Source organism: Lysinibacillus sp. GW821-FHT14F06, assembly GCF_058803665.1.
Window position 1 is genome coordinate 57,107 of the sequence record NZ_JBXAPF010000021.1, and the last position, 21,884, is coordinate 78,990.

General features: G+C 36.3%; 18 protein-coding genes and 1 riboswitch. Of the genes, 13 read left to right on the forward strand and 5 right to left on the reverse strand.

The window, feature by feature from the left end; translation table 11 throughout:
• Positions 1-223: 223 nt before the first annotated feature.
• The 7 genes from AC1RNS_RS17650 (at position 224) to AC1RNS_RS17680 (ending at position 5,793) form a co-directional block, all read left to right on the forward strand.
• Complete coding sequence (locus AC1RNS_RS17650) at positions 224-757, forward strand: sigma-70 family RNA polymerase sigma factor (RefSeq protein ID WP_492994536.1); 534 nt, start codon at positions 224-226, stop codon at positions 755-757.
• Complete coding sequence (locus AC1RNS_RS17655; RefSeq protein WP_492994538.1) at positions 738-1,934, forward strand: hypothetical protein; 1,197 nt, start codon at positions 738-740, stop codon at positions 1,932-1,934. Before AC1RNS_RS17650 ends, AC1RNS_RS17655 begins: the two co-directional genes overlap by 20 nt.
• 59 nt (positions 1,935-1,993) lie before the next feature.
• Positions 1,994-2,104, forward strand: a riboswitch (TPP riboswitch).
• A gap of 159 nt (positions 2,105-2,263) precedes the next feature.
• A complete protein-coding gene (locus AC1RNS_RS17660; RefSeq protein ID WP_492994540.1) occupies positions 2,264-3,262 on the forward strand; it encodes an ABC transporter substrate-binding protein in 999 nt (332 codons plus the stop codon).
• 1 nt (position 3,263) lies between these two features.
• A complete protein-coding gene (locus AC1RNS_RS17665; RefSeq protein ID WP_492994541.1) occupies positions 3,264-3,554 on the forward strand; it encodes a thiamine-binding protein in 291 nt (96 codons plus the stop codon).
• Positions 3,554-4,324 (forward strand): ABC transporter permease, encoded by a 771-nt coding sequence (locus AC1RNS_RS17670; RefSeq protein ID WP_492994581.1) that lies wholly within the window; start codon positions 3,554-3,556, stop codon positions 4,322-4,324. Before AC1RNS_RS17665 ends, AC1RNS_RS17670 begins: the two co-directional genes overlap by 1 nt.
• Positions 4,302-5,051, forward strand: coding sequence for an ABC transporter ATP-binding protein (locus AC1RNS_RS17675; RefSeq protein WP_492994542.1), 750 nt, complete (start codon positions 4,302-4,304; stop codon positions 5,049-5,051). The genes AC1RNS_RS17670 and AC1RNS_RS17675 overlap by 23 nt, the downstream gene beginning before the upstream one ends.
• Positions 5,041-5,793, forward strand: coding sequence for a TatD family hydrolase (locus AC1RNS_RS17680; protein WP_492994582.1), 753 nt, complete (start codon positions 5,041-5,043; stop codon positions 5,791-5,793). Before AC1RNS_RS17675 ends, AC1RNS_RS17680 begins: the two co-directional genes overlap by 11 nt.
• Before the next feature lie 22 nt (positions 5,794-5,815).
• On the opposite strand, the gene brfA is transcribed toward AC1RNS_RS17680, so the two are convergent.
• The 5 genes from brfA to AC1RNS_RS17705 all read right to left on the reverse strand — a co-directional run bounded on the left by brfA (position 5,816) and on the right by AC1RNS_RS17705 (position 10,339).
• Positions 5,816-5,992, reverse strand: coding sequence for a ribosome rescue factor BrfA (gene brfA, locus AC1RNS_RS17685; protein ID WP_492994544.1), 177 nt, complete (start codon positions 5,990-5,992; stop codon positions 5,816-5,818).
• A 97-nt stretch (positions 5,993-6,089) separates the two neighbouring features.
• Positions 6,090-7,634 (reverse strand): solute symporter family protein, encoded by a 1,545-nt coding sequence (locus AC1RNS_RS17690; protein WP_492994546.1) that lies wholly within the window; start codon positions 7,632-7,634, stop codon positions 6,090-6,092.
• Positions 7,631-7,969, reverse strand: a complete 339-nt coding sequence (locus AC1RNS_RS17695) for a DUF485 domain-containing protein (RefSeq protein ID WP_492994547.1) — start codon at positions 7,967-7,969, stop codon at positions 7,631-7,633. Before AC1RNS_RS17695 ends, AC1RNS_RS17690 begins: the two co-directional genes overlap by 4 nt.
• A 480-nt stretch (positions 7,970-8,449) precedes the next feature.
• A complete protein-coding gene (locus AC1RNS_RS17700; RefSeq protein WP_492994548.1) occupies positions 8,450-10,003 on the reverse strand; it encodes a solute symporter family protein in 1,554 nt (517 codons plus the stop codon).
• The gene (locus tag AC1RNS_RS17705; RefSeq protein WP_492994549.1) at positions 10,004-10,339 is read right to left on the reverse strand and encodes a DUF485 domain-containing protein; all 336 of its coding nucleotides are present in this window, start codon (positions 10,337-10,339) and stop codon (positions 10,004-10,006) included. It lies immediately after the preceding gene.
• Between the two features lie 589 nt (positions 10,340-10,928).
• Here AC1RNS_RS17705 and AC1RNS_RS17710 point away from each other — a divergent pair.
• The 6 genes from AC1RNS_RS17710 to AC1RNS_RS17735 all read left to right on the forward strand — a co-directional run bounded on the left by AC1RNS_RS17710 (position 10,929) and on the right by AC1RNS_RS17735 (position 21,836).
• The gene (locus AC1RNS_RS17710) at positions 10,929-11,516 is read left to right on the forward strand and encodes an SCO family protein (RefSeq protein ID WP_492994550.1); all 588 of its coding nucleotides are present in this window, start codon (positions 10,929-10,931) and stop codon (positions 11,514-11,516) included.
• 558 nt (positions 11,517-12,074) lie between these two features.
• Entirely contained in the window at positions 12,075-13,205 is a 1,131-nt protein-coding gene (locus tag AC1RNS_RS17715; protein WP_492994552.1) for a hypothetical protein, read from the forward strand.
• 1 nt (position 13,206) lies between these two features.
• Complete coding sequence (locus AC1RNS_RS17720; protein WP_492994554.1) at positions 13,207-16,257, forward strand: AAA domain-containing protein; 3,051 nt, start codon at positions 13,207-13,209, stop codon at positions 16,255-16,257.
• Positions 16,244-17,752, forward strand: a complete 1,509-nt coding sequence (locus AC1RNS_RS17725; protein ID WP_492994555.1) for a hypothetical protein — start codon at positions 16,244-16,246, stop codon at positions 17,750-17,752. Before AC1RNS_RS17720 ends, AC1RNS_RS17725 begins: the two co-directional genes overlap by 14 nt.
• Positions 17,753-19,753 carry an McrB family protein gene (locus AC1RNS_RS17730; protein WP_492994556.1) on the forward strand — a complete coding sequence of 667 codons (2,001 nt, stop codon included), beginning with the start codon at positions 17,753-17,755 and terminating at the stop codon, positions 19,751-19,753.
• The gene (locus AC1RNS_RS17735) at positions 19,743-21,836 is read left to right on the forward strand and encodes a DUF2357 domain-containing protein (protein WP_492994558.1); all 2,094 of its coding nucleotides are present in this window, start codon (positions 19,743-19,745) and stop codon (positions 21,834-21,836) included. The genes AC1RNS_RS17730 and AC1RNS_RS17735 overlap by 11 nt, the downstream gene beginning before the upstream one ends.
• Positions 21,837-21,884 lie beyond the last annotated feature (48 nt).

A 21,884-nucleotide genomic window follows, 5' to 3' on the forward strand; every position in this document is an offset into this window, starting at 1 on the left:
TCTCTTTATGAGAAAGACACTAAAAAAGTCGATTTGCCACAAAACTGTGATGCAAATTGACTTTTTTTAGTTTTTAAAGTGCCATTCATTATGAGTGCTGCGTTTTTTATTATTATTCAGCACCAACTAAATAATGCTATTAATACAAAATTAATGAAAAGATGAAACCAACAAGCATTATGCCTTGTCTAACTTATACAAATTGATGAAGGGAGGGAATTGCTTGGAGAAACAACAAAGAGATATATATTTACGGGAGGTTATGGATTTATACGGTCATTACTTACTTCGACTAGCTTATACATATGTAAAAAGTAAAGAAAGGGCAGAGGACATTGTACAGGAAGTATTCATCCGCTATTACATTCAGATGGAGCAATTTGAAGGACGTTCTAGTGTCAAAACTTACTTATATCGTATGGTCGTCAACGAGTGTCACAATTACTTTAAGAGCTGGGCATATCGGAAAACAGAGTTAACTAGTCTTTTTAAAAAGCAGGAAGCCTCTATTTCAGTGGAATCTCAAATTTTAAAGCAAGAAGAAATGGATGTTATTGCTCACAGTATTACTACATTAGAAACGAAATATCGAGAGGTCCTTTGGCTTTATTACTATGATGAACTATCTATCACCGATATCGCATCCATTTTACAATGTTCAATCAATACAGTGAAAACAAGGCTAGCAAGAGGGAGAAAACGAGTAGGCATCCAATTAGAAAAGGAGGGAATTTATAATGGAAATGAATTTACGTAAGCGATTAAAGACTACTATACCAGATCAATTAGCATTAACTCCTCAAAAAAAAGAAGAGATTTTAGAGGCTGCTCATGTTAGATTTGAGCAACAGCAAACTCCTGTAAAAAAACATGTGTGGAAGCCCGTAGCAGTAGGATTTTCAGCTTTAGCACTTACGGCATTACTAAGTTATCCATTTATAGATGAAATAAAGGAACAATTGACGATTTCGCAAATAAGTGAACAATCCTATGAAGAAATTAGTATTCCTGGTCGAACTGCTAATACATTATCTACAGCTATCTTTGATGATGCAACGAACTCCTTTTATTATTACGAGGGTAATACCATTTATTCCTATTCACTCGATACACATATTGAAAAAGCGGAAGTAACAAGTACAAGTGAATTTCCTATTTCAAAAATGTTAGTAAATGAAGATTGGCTTGCTTGGATGGCTGATGATAGGAATTCTGTGTTTGTAAAAAATAGAGAAACATTAGAGGTCAAAGGCTTTTCTACGGATACTTTTATGGATTTAGAAGATGATACACTACTGACAGAAATGTCTGATACCAGAACAGGTCATACCATTTATAGCTTAACAAATCTGCGTACAAATGAGGTAAAACAATTTAAACAGTCCTTTGATAATAGTGCAGTAAGTCAGCCAATTTATCAGGACAATCAGTTGCTCCTACCAAGAGCCTTTAAAAAAGATGGAGTAGAAACGGTAAGCTTTACGCTCTATGATGTTGGAACGGAAAAAGAAAAACAATATGATTTACCTTTTAAAGGCATACATGACGTGGCACTTACTGACCATAAAATCTATGCCTCCTTTAGAACTGAAGAAAGCTTAGAGACAGGATATGTTGATTTAGTAGACGGCTCCTATCATAAACTTGATGGTAAAAAAGCCCTTTTTTTAAAAGCCTATCAAAATAGTCTTGCTCTTCATGAATGGATACCAAAGGAGGAGAAATACCGCTTTAGATTCTATCAAGTGGAAGAAGATGGTTCATTAACACCAATTTACGCCTTTAAAGATGTTTCATTAGCTCTCTTAGCGCAAGGTTATACTAAAGAAGGGACATTACAGGTATTTGGGATAAATGAAAAGTATCTCACGGAGGATGGAATTCATGAAGCAAAAGATGATGCAATTAAATTATTTTTACAGCGTTTTCATTAAATAGAGCCTTGTTATTTACAGTGAGATATGGGTATAATAATCAACGAAAAGTTCATATGGAAAGAATGTAGGGGAGCTGGTAGTTGCCAGCTGAGATTGTGTCCGTTAGACGCTGACCCTTTGAACCTGATTTGGCTCGTACCAGCGTAGGGAACATCTATTCAAAAAAAGTAAGTTTTTGATATTGATTGCACAACGTCTGGGAGGAATCCTAGGCGTTTTTTTGTTTTATATACACATCTTGGGTGTAGATAGACTGTGAATACGCTTTCTTCTGGTAGAACATTCCTTTATGAACACTTTCACACTACTTACTGGGAGGATTCAGCATGAAAAAATGGTTATTGGTTCTTATGGCTGCCCTTTTAACATTAGCGGGCTGTAGCGAAAAAAAGGATACCAACAAGGATGAGCATGCATTAAAAAAGGTGTCCGTTGTACTCGATTGGACGCCAAATACAAATCATACAGGGCTATATGTTGCTAAGAAATTAGGTTATTTTGAAGAGCAGGGCTTGGATGTTGATATTTTACAACCTGGTGACGCAGGAGCGGATCAGCTCGTGGCATCTGGCAAGGCACAGTTTGGTGTAAGCTATCAGGAGGGAATTACACAGGCTCGTGTACAGGGGGTACCTCTAGTATCGATTGCGGCGATTATTCAGCATAATACTTCTGGCTTTGCCTCAATTGCCTCTAAAGGCATTACATCACCGAAGAAATTTGAAGGGAAAACATATGGTGGCTGGGGAGCTCCACTTGAGCAGGCTGTTCTACAGTCATTAATGCAAACTGAAAATGCAGATATTAATAAATTAGATATTATTAATGCCGGTGATATAGATTTCTTTACAATGATGAAAAAAGATATTGATTTTGCATGGATTTACTATGCTTGGACTGGAATTGAAGCTGAGCTTCGTGGTGAAAAGCTCAACATGCTGTATTTAACAGATTATAGTGACCAACTGGATTATTATACACCCGTTCTTGCTACGAATGAAAAAATGATTCAGGATGATCCAAAGACAGTTGAAGCATTTGTCGCTGCCGTGGCAAAGGGCTATGAATATGCGATCAGTAATCCAAGTGAGGCAGCAGATGTTTTACTTGAGGCAGTACCTGATTTAGATAAAGAGCTTGTGCATAAAAGTCAGGAGTGGCTAGCAGATAAGTATCAGGATGACGCTGCTCAATGGGGCGAGCAAAAGCTAACTGTCTGGGAAAACTATGCGAAGTGGATGACTAGCAACAACGTTTTAGAGGGCGAATTTAAGGCAGAACAAGCATTTACGAACGACTTTTTACCAAAAAAGGAGACGAAGTAACATGGCAAACTCATTAATCAGTGTACAAATTATCCCGAAAACAGAAAAATATGAAGATGTTATTCCATTTGTTGATGCGGCCATTGCTATTATTGATGCGTCAGGCGTGAAATATGAGGTGCACCCTTTAGAAACGACAATGGAGGGCGAGCTGACAACGTTGTTAGAAATCATTGAACGGATGAATGAAAAGATGATAGAGCTTGGGGCCATCAATGTTATTACACAAGTGAAAATTTTATATCAGCCATCTGGTATTACAATGGGAACGTTAACGGAGAAATACAAGTGATGAAGCAGGCAATACAAAAGGGAAGGACGATAATTTTTATCGCCTTCCTCTTATTCATATGGGAGCTAATTGTGCGTTTGGCAGATATCCCACATTGGTTATTGCCAGCACCAATTGCTATTTTGGCAGAAGGTTTACGATCGTATGAAACATTTATGCCTCATGCCTTCGCAACAGTGAAGTTAGCTTTACTGGGACTTACTATTGGCATATGTTGTGGACTAGCGGTTGCTGTGCTCCTGCATCGTTTTTCATTTATTCGAGAACTATTTTATCCCATTCTTATTATGTCACAAAACATTCCTATACTTGTTCTAGCACCGTTATTAATTATTTGGTTTGGCTTTGGTTTATTACCTAAACTTATCATTATTTGTCTTGTATGCTTTTTTCCCATTGTTATTGCTGCAATGGATGGTTTCCGTCAAACCTCATCGGAATTGAAGCATTATTTTGAGATGATTGGGGCAACAAAGGCACAAACCTTTTGGAAGCTTGAATGGCCATATGCATACCCGTCTATTTTTTCAGGCATTAAAATTGCCGCTACCTACAGCGTTATGGGGGCTGTTATTGCTGAGTGGTTAGGTGCCAAAAAGGGGATAGGGGTATATATGACATTGGCACAATCATCATTTCGTACAGATCGTGTGTTTGTGGCCATTTTGGCTATTGTCTGTTTAAGTTTAGTATTATTTAGCGCTATTCAACTGCTAGAAAAGCTTATTGTGAAGGGGAGAGGATTCCATGCTAAGCGTTCAAAATATTGATAAATCCTTTGATACTCTTCAGGTCATTCGAGATTTATCCTTTGAGGTGAAGGACGGTGAATTTGTGGCAATTATTGGTCCGTCTGGTAGCGGGAAAAGTACGCTCTTTCAATTAATTGGAGGTGTTTCTTCGATTGATAAGGGAGCCATTTTATTAAACGGTGCAGATATACAGCAAAAAAGAGGAACGATTGGCTATATGCCTCAGCAGCCATGCTTACTACCATGGAGAACTATTTTAGAAAATGTCACAATTGTAGAGGAGCTTCAGCAAAAGCCGAATATAGAACTTGCAAAGGAGTGGTTAGCGAAAGTGGGTCTCGCTTCATTTGTTAATGCCTATCCAAGTGAGCTATCTGGTGGTATGCAGCAGCGAGTGTCCTTTATTCGTGCAATTGTTAGTAACAAGCCTATATTATGCTTAGATGAGCCATTTTCTGCGTTAGATGAGTTTACAAGATTAGAAATGCAAGCTTGGCTATTATCCATTTGGGAAAAATATCGAAAATCTATTTTATTTGTAACTCATAGTATTGAGGAAGCGCTATTTTTGGCAGATCGGATTATTGTACTATCGAAACGACCAGCAACAATTAAACAAGAAATAATTGTTCCTTTTGTACGGCCACGACAAGAGGAGATTCGTCATTCTGAGACATTTACAGCATTAAAGCAACAATTATTTACGTTTTTAAAAGAAGAAAAGGATGATGTCTATGTTGATTGATGCCCATATTCATTTGGATCAGTATCAGGAAAACGAGATACCTGCTTTACTTGAGAAAGCTGAATATGTTATTGCTGTCAGTATGAATCTTGCATCATGTGAAAAAACGTGGATGCTGTCGAAAACTTATAAAAATGTCAAGGCTGCATTTGGCTTTCATCCTGAGCAAGCCTTACCTAGTAAAATGGAAATGGATGCTTTGTTTGATTGGATACGCCAACATGCACATGAAATGATAGCAATAGGTGAAGTAGGTTTGCCATATTATTTAAAACAAGAAAAGAATATTGATTATCGACCTTATACAGCATTGTTGGAAAGTTTTATTTTGCTGGCAAAGGAAATAGATAAACCAATTGTTTTACATGCGGTTTATGAGGATGCAGCTCTTGCTTGTGATTTGCTTGAAAGACATCAAGTAACGAAAGTACATTTCCATTGGTTCAAGGGAGATGAGATAGTGGTCGAACGCATGATTCAGAATGGCTATTTTATTTCTGTTACGCCTGATTGTACGTATGAAGAGGAGATTCAACAGCTCATTACAAAATATCCAATCGAACTAATCATGGTGGAAACGGATGGGCCTTGGCCATTTGAAGGTCCCTTTGACAATAAACGTACATCTCCCTGGATGATGAATCATTCTGTACAGGTCATTGCATCAATAAAGGGGTTATCAACACAGGAAGCGGCAAAAATAATTACACAAAATACAAAATCATTTTACAATCTAAAATAAATAAAAAAGCAGTGTATAGTATCTATTCATCTATACGCTGCTTTTTGTATTTTGTAAAGTTTCTTTCTATTGTTTCTTGCTTTGACTTTGTGACACGTTCATGCGTACTAAAAGGGGAGGCTTGACGATCGATTTCAACATCTTTTCCTTTTGTACGCTTTAGATGCATACGTTTCTTTTTGGCTTTTGATTGTGACATAGTATTACCTCCAATACTTATTATCAATATAATACTGAATAGAACAGAAAATGTAAAACCTCGTAAGTAATTTACTTACGAGGCAATTATCATATTATTAGTGAGATACGTCTTGAACTGAAATACCTGTGTTTGCTTTAACATCCACTTCGCGATATTTCTTTTCATCATTTTCTTTAGAAAGTAATGTTCCAATGAAACCACCAAGGAAACCAAGTGGTACCGAAATTAATGCTGGATTTGTTAACATAATTAACGGCTCACCTACGAAAATCGCTTTTCCTTCAACTGGATTCCAGATGTTTGGTGATACCGCAACAAGTGCTAATGCAGAGATTAAACCTGTTAACATTGCCGTTACAGCACCAGCTGTATTAAAGCGTTTCCAATAGATTGTATAAATGATTACTGGTAGGTTAGCAGAACCAGCAATACAAAATGCAAGTGATACTAAGAACGCTACGTTTAATGTTTGTGCACCAAGTGCTAAAAGGATAGAAACAACAGAAATTGTAATAGAACCGATACGAGCTGCAAGTACTTGCTCTTTTTCTGTAATTTGACCTTTTTTAATGATTTGTCCATAAATATCGTGAGAAAGGGCAGACGCACCAGAAAGTACAAGACCCGCTACTACGGCTAAGATTGTTGCGAAAGCTACCGCACAAACGAATGAGAATAGAATGTCGCCACCAAGTGCTTCTGCCAGAAGTGGGGCAGCCATGTTACCAGCAGCATTTGCTGCAATAATTTTTTCAGAACCTACGAATGCCGCAGCACCGAAACCTAAGAAAATTGTAAGAACGTAGAAGAGACCTACAATCCAAGTAGCCCAAATTACTGAAGAACGAGCTGTTTTCGCATCTTTTACTGTGAAGAAACGCATTAAGATATGTGGAAGACCAGCAGTACCTAATACTAATGCGATAAGCATAGAGATTGTATCAATACCATTTGTATACTTAAGACCTGGATTTAAGTATGCTGCACCATGCTCAGTTTCTGTTGCCATTTGCGAGAACATTGTTGAAATACTGAAACCAAATTCTTTTAATACTAAGAAAGAAATAATGATAGTTCCTAACATTAATAGGCAAGCTTTAATGATTTGTACCCAAGATGTAGCTGTCATACCACCAAATAGTACGTAAGTTGTCATCATGATACCTACAAGTAGTACCGCCATCCAGTAATCAATTCCTAGAAGTAATTGAATAAGTGCACCTGCACCAACTAACTGTGCAATCATATAGAACAATACAATTGTAATTGTACTTAATGCTGCTGTACCACGAACTTTTGAACTGTTAAAACGTGCTGTAATCATGTCTGCTAAAGTAAATTTACCAAGGTTACGTAGTGGTTCAGCTACGATGTAAAGTACCACTAAGTAGGCTACTAAGTATCCAATAGAGAAGAAGAATCCATCAAACCCAAATAGTGCAACGGCACCAGCGATACCTAGGAACGATGCTGCTGATAAGTAGTCACCAGCGATAGCTAGTCCATTTTGCCAACCAGTTAAACCACCGCCTGCTGTGTAGAAATCACTTGCAGAAGAAGTACGTTTAGATGCCCACCATGTAATAACTAATGTAAGACCTACAATTGCTACGAAGAAAAATATTGCAGTAAAGCTCATCGGCGGCCACCTCCGTTTTCATATTCTGTGATAATTGCTTTTGCTTCTCTATCATAGCTGTTTGCTTTAGCTACATATAAATGACATAAGCTCCATGTCATAATGAATAATCCTGCTGCATAAACCCACACCCAAGTGATTTCCCCAAATGCCTTTTGGTGTAGAATTGTCGTGTACGAAGTAAGAATAGGTAGCAACATATATGCTGCTAAAAAGACTACAGTCATAGTCCAAAGAAATGAATTCTTTCTTCGTACAAGTGATTTAAACGATTCTTGATTTGCAATTGCATCATAGTCAATCACGACGCCTTTGTTTGCTTGATTGTTCGCCATTAACATTCCCCATTTTGTGTTTATTTTTACTGCTTCAAGACTTGATTTTGCTAGTTAAGTGAATTCACATCTTCATTTTATGAGACAGTTCACTAAATTGCAATACATTTCAGAAAAATTATGTAAAAAAAATTTTTAGAAAAATAGTCTTGGAAGAGAAAATATATGACAAAGCCTAGAAATATAGGGGTTTTGGAAAATTCAGATAAATATACAAAACGAGGACAAATCTAGATTTCGGGGCATAAAATAAGGTTAAAAATTGAAAATAAAATTATTTTTTCCATAAAAAATAAACACTATTTACCTAGTGAAAATTGGGTTTTTTCTGTTTTTTGGAAATAGAATAGTATTGTTCAATAAGTAAATTGGTAAAATTTTTATAATAAAAAAGTAAAAAACTCGACTAAAAAATCGAGTTTTTTACTTAAATTGTTAGTGTTGTAGAACAGAAAATTTGAGTTTGTAAAGCGCTAAAGATTAATGTGAAATATCAGAAACCGATACACCTGTATTTGCTTTAACACGAATTTCTTTGTAAATACGATCTGCTTCTGCCTGTGGTACTTTGCTAGAGGATAGAATAGATCCTAAATAACCAGCGATAAAGCCAAGTGGGATTGTAATAATTGCTGGCACTGCTAGAGGCACAATAGGGTTACCAACAAAGATTGCTGCTCCTTCAACAGGACTCCATACATTAGGCCCCATTGCACCTAACACTAAACATGATACTAAACCAGTTACCATTGCTGAAACGGCACCTGTTGAATTGAATTTTTTCCAATAAATTGTGTAAAGAATAACAGGTAGATTTGCTGAAGCACCAATACAAAATGCAAAGGAAACTAAGAACGATACGTTCAGGTTTTGTGCAAATAGAGCAAGAATAATCGACACAATAGCAATTGAAATAGAGCCAGTACGAGCTGCAAGTACCTGTTGCTTTTCTGTTAATTTACCACCTTTAATAATTTCGCCATAAATATCATGAGAAATCGCAGAAGCTCCTGTTAAAACTAAGCCTGAAACAACGGCTAAAATAGTGGCAAATGCTACTGCACCGATAAATGCCATCAGCACATCACCGCCCAAGTAGTGAGCAAGTAGTGGGGCAGCCGTGTTACCTGCTTTACTTTCAGCAAGAATATTATCTAAACCTACAAAATTTAATGCACCAAAGCCTAAGAAAATAGTTAATGAGAAGAAAATAGCTGTAATCCAAGTAGTCCATGAAATAGAAGAACGGGCAGTTTTAGCATCTTTAACAGTAAAGAAGCGCATTAAGATATGTGGTAAACCAGATGTACCTAAAACAAGTGCCATCATCATAGAAACAGAATCAACCGTACTTGTATATTTAATCCCTGGTACAAGGAATTTTTCTCCGTGATTAACAGCGATTGTATCAAACATCTTCATAAGAGAGAAATCAAATTTAGCTAATACTAGAGTAGCTAATAAACCTGTCCCAAATAATAGAAGACTTGCTTTAATGATTTGAACCCAAGATGTAGCAGTCATACCGCCAAACAATACGTAAGTTGTCATCATTACACCTACGATTAACACAGCAATCCAATATTCAATTCCGAATAATAGTTTAATAAGAGCACCTGCACCTACTAATTGAGCGATCATATAAAGAATAACGATAATAATTGTTCCTGAAGCAGCAACTCCACGGATACGTTTTTCATTAAAACGTGCAGTCAGCATATCAGCTAATGTATAACGACCTAAATTACGCATTGGTTCTGCAATTACATATAAAAGAACTAAGTTAGCTACTACATAACCAACAGAGAAGAAAAAGCCATCAAAACCTGTTAAAGCGATTGCACCAGATACACCTAGGAATGCGGCTGCAGATAAATAGTCACCTGCGATTGCAAAGCCATTTTGCCAGCCTTTAAGACCTCCCCCAGCTGTATAAAAATCCGCTGCAGAAGACGTGCGCTTTGCTGCGATATAGGTAACAACAAGTGTCAAACCAACGATTGCTAAAAAGAAACCAACAGATACCAAGTTCATTTATTTTCCACCTTTCGCATGATATTCTGCTAGCACAGCTGCTGCAGCTTTATCGAATGAAGAAGCTTTTTTTACATATACTGTACAAAGTACGATTGTCATAATGAATAATCCTGCTGAATAAACCCATACACCTGTAATATTTCCGATGAATTTTTGTTGTAGTACAGGCTGGAAAGCAAGGATTGGCAGCAAGATATAAAGAATTAAAAATACTGCTGTAATCGAGAAAAGGAAGGTATTTTTCTTTTTCACGAAGTTGTTGAACGATTCCATAGCTTCAATTGCACTATAATCAACTGATTCTACATTTTTGTTACCAGAAATGTTTGCCATTATTATTCCCCCTAAAGTGTTATATTTCTGTTTTAAACGACATATTTCTTTTTCAATCGCCGTTATATTCACTTATTTTATGAGGTATATTCCTATAATGCAATACTAAATTTTGAGTTTTTATAATTTTTAGTCTCTTTGTGTTTGTGGAAATAACATAGAAATAATAAGGATTTAATAGAATTATTCCGTATGAAAGAGAACCGAATTACCTATTAGAATAATATTATTGAAATAGTTTGGTGATAATAATTCTGAATGTAGGAGAATATTTAAACACAAAAGAGAATTTTAATGAATTTATTATTGTGCTATCAAATAATGGAAGATTTAAAAAAGCATAAAAACTTTGTTATATAACAATTATCTGATGTCTTGGGAAATAACCAAAATAGTAAAAAACAGCTTTAAAAAAAATTTGAAAAAGCGAGAATTATTTGGAATATACAGGATATTTGTATGGCAAAATCATACAATATACAAAGATTAGACATATAAAATAGTAAGGTTAAGACCATAATCTTGTATTTCAAGGTTAGAATTTATACAATAAAAAATAGTGGTAAATTGAAGGGAAGTGGGCAAATTAATGAAAAAGAAAAGTACAATGCTTGTATTGATACTAGCATTAAGTAGCATTTTAGCTGCTTGCGGTAGCTATAAATTTGAGCCAGAAATGAATATAGAGGTACAGGATTTTTCGGTAACAAATCAACACAATGAAAAGGTTAATCTAGAGAATTTTAAAGACAAGCCATGGCTGGCGATGTTTATTTTTACAAACTGTAATACCGTATGTCCACCAATGACGTTTAATATGACAGAGGTCCAAAAAGCGCTAAAGGATAAAGGCTTGGAAGACTATCAAATTGTAGCTTTTAGCGTTGATCCAGAAGTTGATAAACCAGACGTTTTAACGAATTATTTAAAAACGTATTCAGTCCCGGATGAAAGCAAATGGCAGCTATTAACTGGCTATGATCAAAAGTTTATTGAACAGTTTGCAATGAAATCGTTTAATTCACACGTAAAAAATGATCCAAATTCTGACCAAGTTATACATATGGGAAGATACTACTTAGTCAATGCTGATGGTACAGTTGTTAAAGATTATGATGGCACAACAGATGTACCAGTTGATACAATTGTGGCGGACATAAAGGCTTTAACAAAATAAGCAATCAATAACAACTTAGACGTATAGAAGACTTCTGATTAAAAAAGACAAGAATTTCTTGTCTTTTTTTAATTAGAAAGGATACTGTATGTAAAGAAACTATAATTTTTTAATAAACTATTTAAGCAAATCTACAAAATTTATGGCAAAGGAGTTGTCCTAAGAATTTCTGGACAACTCCTTTTTTACTCATCCAGCCAATTATTAACTTCTTCCTTGCTAACAATGCTTTACCTTCTTTACTAATTAAATCAATAGGAAGAAACATCATTTTAAATAAGTTGGTGTTTCAAAAACTGACATAGGTTTTACATGAAGTCTCTTAACTGTATTTTGTCACTATAGTTCTTACTAGATTGGAAAATATCTGATGCATCTTAAGTTCATATTGAATTATTTGATCCTTATCGAAGCTTGTCGTTATATTGAATAATTAATCAAATTTTTAATAGCTTATTGCATGTATATTTTCGTACAATATAAATACTAATAGCCTTTTTTGCAATATATATACTATACGGCCTAATTATTGAAATTAATTAGGTGAGGAGGATATACGTGAGTGACCAATATTTAGAAGAAATTGAACTACATTTTTCAAAGAAACATTTTCCAGAGGTGTTTCAAGCATTTGCGGGCACAATGTTTGAGGCGTTGCACCATTATTTAATTGACGAATGGAAGGACGAAACGTTTTTAGACGCATACCAATTAGCTCAGACAAGCTTAGTAAAACAAGTGGCCGTAATTTTAGAGGAGTATGAGCCTTCTATGCCCTGTTTTCAGCTTTCTAATACTGAGCAACTTGATCTAGCGATAGATGCATTCATTGATTTAGGGGGGATATGTGCACAATTTCAAAAAGATGTTGCACAGCTTTTAAGTGAGCATTTTCCTAAAAAATATCCAATGTTTTTTTATGATATAACAAGTCAATTACAGCCGCTTCAACAGGAAATTGAAGCGTTCAAAGCTGAAATAGAGTTGTTGAAGGGAAAGCTTGAGAAGAAGGAAGAACATTTAGAGCACTATCGTCTTACAACACAGGAGTTAAAAGTTGAAAAGAAACTGCTTATAGATCAGCAAGTGGAAACACAACACAATCTAAAAAAAGAGACTGAACGCTATCAACGCTTAAAAAAATCACATGATACGTTGGAACATACTATAAAAATATCGAATGAGAAAATAGAAGAAGAGCAAACAAAGCGGGAAAAAATTCAAACAGATTATATTGAGTTTCAAAAAAAGGCTCGAAATACGATTAGATTTTTACAAAGTAATCAAACAGAGACAACGACTGAGGCAAAGCATATAGGGTCTCAACAACTGATAGAGCAAGTTAATGAATTAAGGAAGCAAAATACTGCGCTGCATCAGCAAAATGAAGCAATACGACGAGCAAGCATTACGGATGCTAAAAGAATGTCTAGTTATAGTCAAACAATTCGGGACTTAAATGAGCAACAAAAAAAGCTATTGACGGAAATTGAAGTGTTAAAGAATCAGTTACAGTCAAAAAATGAAGCAATTAGTCAACTTGTGCAAAAAACAACAAACATGTCGCCACAAAAAAGTAGTGGTGCGAGCGAGCGAAAAGAAGATGATACGAAAAAACTACGGGAATTACTGAAAAAATATCGAAATGAAAATGCCGTGCTAAAGCGTAAGTTGAAGGGAGATTCATAGTATGTATCGTGTGAAGGGCAATGGCTTAGATGTTCAATTATCTATCTATACAGAAAGTGAACAGAAGGAACATATTATTCAGAAGCAAGTGTTATTTCGAAAGGAACAGAGTCAAATTGTTGTCTATTGCAATGGGGAGAGAATTGGTGATGTTCGTATTCGAAAAGAAATCGCAACAATCCAGCATATCCTTGAACACCATCTACCATATTATGCATGGGTGCAATCAATTAATAGGAAAATCGTGCAAATTTCTGTTGTAAGACCCACGGAAATTGTCACAGGAGTCGAAAAAATCGCTATTAATTTATCGAAATTAGATGGTTCATTAAATCGAGAATTGTATATATCAATGCCTCATAGCCCGTTTCCACATCAAATCGGTTTAGTTTATATTGCATATGATGAACAAAATAAGCGATATTACCTCTTCAGTAATGAACCAAAAAAAGGCTCAGCTAAAGTATTAGTACTCATATGGGAGCAGGATCAATTATTTGCGGTTGCAGAAGAGCCCATTACGTATAAGCCAGAGGAGAAAAAACGTTTATTAAAAAAAGCAAAGTTGTTTGATACGATGCTTATCTTGCGTGATACGATACAGGGTGAGCAGCTTGAAACGGAACTAAATTTCCATGAGCATTTTAGCTCTGTAGATAAATATTTAGATGCATGGAAGCAATATATGAACTATGAGCGTGATTTACTTACGCAAAAGCAACAACAATGTAAATTACTTCAATATAATGATTATGATTATGTATATGGTAAGCTAACGTTTTACTTAGAGGGAAAAAATGATATATCTGGCTGGCTCGATCAGGTAGAACAAGTATCTGTTGAAATTCCGAGCAGTGAAGAGGCGTTACAGGTGGGAGTATTAAAATATATTAATGGATATAAATTAGAAGTCGATTTCATGTTAGATGACACAGCAGATCGTCTTCGATTTCCGAAAAAAGGTAATTTGCAAGTGAGTACATTAATGAACGAAGTGGCACAACGTCGGCGTGATATAGCATTGCAAAAAACGATGGCAAGCTTATCGGTTATTTCTAATTTAGGTACATATTTAAGCGAGCCTGAAAAAGTACCACCAATGGGGGCTATTCATTACCGTTTCCCATCTGCTGATGTGCCGACCCTTGTAAATGGTCGTGATGCCGATATCCAGCAGCGACTAGCAATTGAAGCAGCATTGAATACAAATGATCTAGTGCTAATTCAAGGGCCACCAGGAACCGGCAAAACATCAGTAATTCAAACGATTATGAAAAGTTTAATTGCTTTAGGAATGAATGATATTTTACTAACATCATACCAGCATTTAGCGGTTGATAATGCAATGGAGGGGCTAATTGAGCATGGAATGTCTGCACATCGTTTTGGTGGCGAGAAATATGTTGAAAGCGAGCTGAAAACATATCGTCGACTTGTGAATGAAATGGCAAGTCGTGTAACATTTGATGATGTCGACATTCAACAAAACATGCCGTATTATGAGAAACTTTTGCAAGATGTTCGTGATTTTTTAGCACAAGCTCCGTTTACACCAGCGACTTTGACGACACTACGTCAGTATATGGAAGGGCTTGAGGGAGATGAGGAGCTGCCAATTTCACTTATCTTAACCTTAGATGAACTATTAGCCTTATTGAAGGAAGAACAATATGCGGATGTCCATGTAACTGTAGACATTGACCCAATACTTCAATCGCAGTTTGACAAGTTGCCTAAAGCAGTAGCTGGAATTAGGAGTACAAAGGATGTAGAGCAATGGCAAGTATTTTTAAAGAACATTGCTCTCCTACAATCAAAGGAGCGACATAAGCAATGTGACATCTTAATAACAGACATTAAAAAGACACGCCAACAGCTCGTTATTCGTAAAGATAGTAAAGCGTTACAAGAAAACCTTCAGCAGAAATTAGATGAACTTGTGGTGCTCGTATCATACTTATTTACACAACAAGCCCCTACATCGTTTTCAAGCGATGAGCTAGTGGGGCAACTACAGAGGATTATTGTTGAGGTTGAGATGCTTATAGAGGAATCACAACAAGTCGTTGTACTGGCTGAGCAAGCAGTTATTTCAGAGTTTATGCGTCAAATTAAGGCGGATCCATTAGAACTTGCTAAATGTATTCGTCTATATGCACAAGTAAAGGGAACCACTTGTCAGCAAACAGTCGCACAACGTCATAGGCTGTATGATGTCATTTTCGATGCGGTTATTATCGATGAGGCTGCACGTGCCAATCCATTAGACGTTTTAATTCCGATGACTCTCGGTAAAAAAGTCATTTTAGTCGGAGATCATAAGCAGCTACCTCATATTTTAGAGCCAGCCTTTGAAAAGGAAGTCGATTTACCTCCAGATGAATTTGACAAAATGTATGCCCAAAGTCTATTTGAACGGTTGTATCAAAACTTAGCAGTTGGTAAAAAGGTGATGCTTAATAAGCAATTCCGTATGCACGAAGACATTGGTGAGCTTGTGAGCCAGCTTTTTTATCCAGAGGGGCTTTACCATGGGCAGCCAGCTGGTGCATTACAAAATGATACTTCCTTATACAATGGCAAGCATTTAGCATGGATAGATGTATCATTAAGGGGACAGGGTGAGCAAGGACGTTATGTCAATGAACATGAAGTGGATGTATTGATTGAACAGGTGAAAAAGTTATTAAAAAGTAGTCCGCAATATAACGGTCATATTGGCATTATTTCATTTTACAATGAACAGCTTGTGTTGCTAAATAAAAAGCTGAAAAATGCGGGGCTTGAACAGGCTGTCCAAAGTGGAACGGTCGATGCATTTCAGGGGAAGGAGTTTGACATTGTATTCTTAACAACCGTGCGAAGTAATCGTTATCAAGGCGAGGCACGTGCACTTGGTTTCTTACGCTCACCAAATCGATTTAACGTTGCTTTATCTCGAGCACGTAAGTTGATTGTTATCGTTGGGGATGCAAAAACGCTTTGCCATTCAAATATGTTCCAGCATGCTTATGATTATGTGAAGGAGAGAGGATATATTGAGCATTATTGATTTAACACGTACTCAGCGCACAATGCGTCAGCAAGATCAGCCCAATAGTTTGTTCGTTTATTATCCAGTTGCAGTTGTGCCAGTGGAATATTGGAGTGTACAAAAAATTGACCATAGCATAATTGCTCAAACACTCTTAAAGCTTGGGGATATCGCTCCTTTCCGACTAGATGAAGTATGTGAAAAGCTTGGTTTCCCAGTGGAATTTCATTTCATCGTTGATCAAGAAATTCAGCAATTATTAAAGGAGCAACAGCTTCAAGAGGTAATGACAGGGAAATATAAAACAGTAAAAAAACAGGTAGCTGTTAGCTATGAATATAAAAAAGGTTACATGATGTATGATGAAATTCGAGGACAATTTTTTACCTATATTCATGAAAAGGAACTGTTAATGAGTCATGATACTTACAATATGGAAATGCTAACCAGCAACATTCCACTTACACTTGAGTTGTATCAACAAACGTCGTTTGAGACACTTCTGAAGCTTGCGGTCAATCAATTTAATCTATATCAAGAAAAGCGTTTTACAGAAGGAGTAGCCGATACAGACATTGTATTGTCTAGCCATCTTGAGGATGAAGCTAATGAAGAGATTAACACCATGATTCGTGTTGAAAAGCAGCCATACCCTTTTGTAAAACGTGGTTATATTGCTGTGCAGCTTACAGGGATGATTATGCAATCGCAAAGTGGTGAGCTGTATACGAAAGTGAGTGCCATTTCCCCCTTTACAGATGATCACTCTGTGCAGTTATATGAGCTGATTAAAGGCCAAGACGTTGGCGAGGAGGCAATTCGTTTAGTAGAGCTAATGGCAAAAGAAGCGGAATTGCAGAGTTTTGGCTCCTCTCCAAATGAGCAGCAAGATACACTTGCAAATATTGAAACGATGTTACAGGGAGCGCAAGTATCAGATGCCTTATATGAGTATTTACAAACGTGTGAACGCGATTATCTACGCTATAAAAATGGCAATGGTGAAAAAGGAGATCGTGCAAGTAGCTTAAATACATTTGGTTTAATGGCGGAAGCACTATTACAGGAACATTTAGAGCCGTACATTCAAATCGAGCCGATTCTAGTAAAGAAAAGCTGGTTATTAAATGGCCATGTGAATCGTAAGGCGCTAAAGGCAGACTTTTATACAATTAGTGACCATATTCCACAAGCAATCTGGTGTAATCTTGAAAAACTTGCTGAAAAAATGAATCGATACGGTTCTATTCAAAATGTCCATTATTATGGAAGCCGTGACTACGTTGCCGCATTGTTAATAAGTGATTATTTAGGAGAAAAGAGTTTTTATGAAAAAGTCCTCCAGCACCCACAAGGATTAACATATGTCGAAGATATTGTCGCAATTCGAAATAAGCTAGCAGGACATCATAGTGGCTGGTTAATGGAAATGCAAAATAAAAAATTCATAGAATTGTTTACAGAGCTACGTGAAAGCATGTATGCGTTTATTCGATTTATGGAGGAGAAGTAATTGGAAACAGAAATCATTTCACTACAAGAGCAGTTAGAGATGCTGCAGGCAGATTATGAATCTATGCTGAAGCTGTACGAAACCAGCAAAGCGACAGTCCATACACAACGTAAGCAAATTGCTATTTTAATGGAAGAAGCAGATGAGAGAGAAACGGAGGTAACAAACAAATATAAAGATGAGCTCAAGTTTTTAAAAGGTAAGATGGAGGAGCTAAAGGAACAGCTCGAAGAACAACAGACAGATTATGAAAAGCAAACAAAGGCTTTGAAACATGAACAGAAAAAACAGCTGGATTCGTTAGCAGAACAGCATGCTGAAGAGATGCGAGTATTGGAGGATACTGTAGTATCTCAGCAGGAAGCATTAACGGAAGTAAGTGATGAGCTGGATGCAGAACGAGAGGCATTCGAGCAAGAAAAGGCAATATTTAATATTGAGGATGCTCATCAAACAAAAATGGAACTTGAACGTATACAGGAGCGTTATGCACAGCTTCGTCCATATGTTGACGAATTAGAGCGTACCAACAAACAGTTAAAAAATAACCTAGATGATGTAGCTTATATATCAGAAAACGTAACATTTTTACAGCAACAGCTACAACAAAAGCAGGAGCTGATACAACAATATAAAGAGGCAGCATTTCAATGGGAGCATTTACAGTCACTCCGTGATGAATATGATGAAATTTCAATACAAAATAAAGCAATCAAAGCTGAAAATTTGAAGCTGCGTGATTCGTTACAACAGCTTCGTATAGAGCTTGAGGAAAAACAGGAAAAGGCAGAAATCCTAGAGCATGCCGAACGACAGCGTGCATTTTACTTATATCGTACACGCAATTTAGAACGAGAAATTCAGCGTTATCAAAAGCGTGAACAAGAGGCAGTATCAGATGAAAATCGTGTATTTGAGAGCTTCCAGATGTTAATAGAAACTAGTCAAAAAACGCCTAACCAGGTAGATAATTATCCAGGAGATCAAGTAATTAAGCAACGAATTATTGAGACAAGCGAAGCAGGAAACTATGAGTTTTCATTGGATATGGTAGAAGGATTTTTAGCAGCCATGAGGAGTTCACGTTTTATTATTTTAAAGGGTTTATCTGGTACAGGAAAAACAAGCCTTCCCAAAATTGTTGCACACGCATTAGGCGGTGTATGTGAAACAATTGCTGTACAGCCCAATTGGAAAAGCAAAACGGATTTAATTGGATTTTATAATCATTTCAATGAGCGCTTTATGCCAACACCTTTTACAGAGGAATTATTTAAAGCACGCTTACCTGAGAATCGTGATAAGTTTTACTTTATTGTGCTTGATGAAATGAACTTAGCACGTGTGGAATATTACTTCTCAGACTTTAACTCAAAGTTAGAGTTGGAGGAATCGAAGCAAGTAATTGAATTGTTTGATACAATGGGGCGCACATCAGGCACATTATCAGAATATATTGATGGAGGCAATAAGCTGAAAATTCCTTCTAACGTATTCTTTATCGGGACAATAAATGAAGATGACTCTACATATACACTGAGTGACAAAATATATGATCGTGCACAGGTATTAGATTTCCAAGCAGTATTAAGCGATAAAATTGGTAATATGGAAAAGGTGAAAGAGCATGCTAAAATGCCAGCAGTTAGCTTTGTGGGCTTTAAAAAGCAGCGTGAAGTAATTGAGGAACAAAATGTGGATCGTGAAATGCAGCGCATTGAAAAGGTATTGAGTATTTTAAGTGAAAACTTAGATCTTCAAATTGGAAATCGTCCACGCCGTCATATCCGTGCTTTCTTGCAGGCATATGCAGCAAACAATTGGAATAAGGATGTTGCAATTGATTTACAAATTGTTTCTAAAATCGTACCAAAAATTATGCCAAGCTATGACGATGCCTTTGTTGAAACAATGGATAAATTAGAGGGTGTAGTAGATACAATTCGCAAACAGTCGTTAGCGAAAAAAGCATTCCAAAAGGTGAAGCGAAATGCAAGATAGTGTTCAGCTACTGTATAAAAATCGTTGGTTACAAGAGGCCTACTTGTCATATAAAGGTGAGCATCTGGATCATCCATATCAATACGATTTTAGGTTAACATGGGGCGCGCAGTGTATCCCACAAAAAGTCCGCATTAACAATCAAATATTGCATACATTTTTTGATGATCGTCATATCTATGAATTTACTTTGCCGTTTATGCAGCCAATCGTTACGGTCGAACTACAGTATATTTTGGATAAAGAGATTTTATACGAATCATTTAACATTATCGGTACTAAAACGTTTAAAGTTGTTCCTGAAATGCTACACGATGTGCAAACTTTATATAGGGACTGGAAAGATAATTTTAAAACAGCGTATGAAATCTATGAGGAGAAATATATAGAGTTTGCCGACTTTTATACAAAAAAAGAAAAGCAAGATTTATGGAGCCAGCTAAAGAAAGAACTTGAGGAGTGTGGAGAACATTCACCTTATTGGTTTTATCATTATCGTCAGGACATTTTAAAACACTTGCAATTCATTACTCGAAAACCGAAGCTAAAGCTAGAGAGTGAGCATTATTTAGTGAATGCGGAGGAATTAGACGTTGTGACACCACAAACTGTTCAGTATTTTATGAAAGATACAACGACATGGCGCCGTACTACTTTAAATCGACCAGTGCCTCAACAATTATTAAAGGAGTCGTATATTGAATCCCTTGATGTACACGAAAACCGTTTTGTCTTTACATTTGCCTATATGCTAGAAAAAAATGTACGTCAATTTTTAAAGCTGTTACGTGAGCACATTCAAAACATTCAACGTGAAATGAACAATACAAACAGTCTAATTGAACTCAATATTTTACGGGAAGAGGCAGAGTGGAAAAAGCTAGATGTCGAACAATACCTTGAATTTTTTAACTGTGTCTATAGGCAAATGAAGCCACTTCATGCATTATTGCGTGAGGCACTGCGTTTATTCCGGGGACTTCAAAAACTACATGGCTACATTCAACCAAATCAGGTGCTATTATATAACCGAGATTACAAGACACTATACAAGCTATACAATGAGTTTCTTAATAAAGGGGAACCAAAAGAGCAAAAATGGCATGATCATATTGATTATCAGACGTATTATGTAGATAGTGTATTTATTGATATTCTTCAAATGATTGTGGAAACGAAGCTATTTACAGTTGCAAGTGAGCCGTTGAAACTTCCGATTGGTGATTATTTGGATGATTATATTTTTCCACGTAAGGATATTGTCGTAGAATTTACACACTCAGATGTTTCGCTTCATGTAACACGTGTTCAAAATGAAAATTTTGAAGCGGAACGGTCTGTTATTTTACTCGAAATGATTAGACATGATATTAATAAAGTAATTACGTATCGCCTAGTTCCAACTTTTGTACAGTTTCATGAGGGGTTAAGTAAGGCTGAACTCGAGGGTCTGTATAAATATCCAAAAAATGGTATTTCAACATTTATTATTCATCCATCCAAGGAAGAGGATTATAGTAAGCAATTAACATATAATGAACTACATCGCTTATTTAATCTAGGAATGAATTTTTTAGAGGATGAACATTATGAACAATTTGGAAATATGAAATACGGTGCATTTTCATCCGCTGTAAATATGGCTGAAAATATTAAACGGTTATTACGTCTACAACTCTTTACGTTAGGTGTTCGTCATGTGTGCTTTATTTGTGGAAACCACGGTAATGCAATAAAGCAACAAAAGGGAGAAGAAGAGTATGTCTGTTCAAATGTGAGATGTAAAGTTGAATGGGGAGTACGTCGCTGTAGTAAATGTGGAACTGAGATATACAAAATGCAGAAAAAAATAGAAGCAACCTTTTTAACCGAAGAGCAAATTGAAGAAATAACAGCAAAAAGAGATATTGCCTGGTTATTAGACGCAGAAAAGCGTAATGGTGATTTTGCCTTAGCTAATTTTTGTGAAAATGCACATCTAGGTAATAATTTCTTTGCGATTTGCCCAAACTGCGGCGATTGCCAGCAAAAAACAAAAAAAAATCGTCTTTGTCGACGCTGTGATGTAAAGTCTATGTTGTAAAGAAGTGATTAACAACAAATTGTAGATTTGAAATAAAGTCACGACGTT

Coding starts and splice junctions, on each gene's coding strand:
- AC1RNS_RS17655 (WP_492994538.1), top strand. CDS start 738: ATGGAAATGAATTTACGTAAGCGATTAAAGACTACTATACCAGATCAA.
- AC1RNS_RS17660 (WP_492994540.1), top strand. CDS start 2,264: ATGAAAAAATGGTTATTGGTTCTTATGGCTGCCCTTTTAACATTAGCG.
- AC1RNS_RS17665 (WP_492994541.1), top strand. CDS start 3,264: ATGGCAAACTCATTAATCAGTGTACAAATTATCCCGAAAACAGAAAAA.
- AC1RNS_RS17670 (WP_492994581.1), top strand. CDS start 3,554: ATGAAGCAGGCAATACAAAAGGGAAGGACGATAATTTTTATCGCCTTC.
- AC1RNS_RS17675 (WP_492994542.1), top strand. CDS start 4,302: ATGCTAAGCGTTCAAAATATTGATAAATCCTTTGATACTCTTCAGGTC.
- AC1RNS_RS17680 (WP_492994582.1), top strand. CDS start 5,041: ATGTTGATTGATGCCCATATTCATTTGGATCAGTATCAGGAAAACGAG.
- brfA (WP_492994544.1), bottom strand. CDS start 5,992: ATGTCACAATCAAAAGCCAAAAAGAAACGTATGCATCTAAAGCGTACA.
- AC1RNS_RS17690 (WP_492994546.1), bottom strand. CDS start 7,634: ATGAGCTTTACTGCAATATTTTTCTTCGTAGCAATTGTAGGTCTTACA.
- AC1RNS_RS17695 (WP_492994547.1), bottom strand. CDS start 7,969: ATGGCGAACAATCAAGCAAACAAAGGCGTCGTGATTGACTATGATGCA.
- AC1RNS_RS17700 (WP_492994548.1), bottom strand. CDS start 10,003: ATGAACTTGGTATCTGTTGGTTTCTTTTTAGCAATCGTTGGTTTGACA.
- AC1RNS_RS17705 (WP_492994549.1), bottom strand. CDS start 10,339: ATGGCAAACATTTCTGGTAACAAAAATGTAGAATCAGTTGATTATAGT.
- AC1RNS_RS17710 (WP_492994550.1), top strand. CDS start 10,929: ATGAAAAAGAAAAGTACAATGCTTGTATTGATACTAGCATTAAGTAGC.
- AC1RNS_RS17720 (WP_492994554.1), top strand. CDS start 13,207: ATGTATCGTGTGAAGGGCAATGGCTTAGATGTTCAATTATCTATCTAT.
- AC1RNS_RS17735 (WP_492994558.1), top strand. CDS start 19,743: ATGCAAGATAGTGTTCAGCTACTGTATAAAAATCGTTGGTTACAAGAG.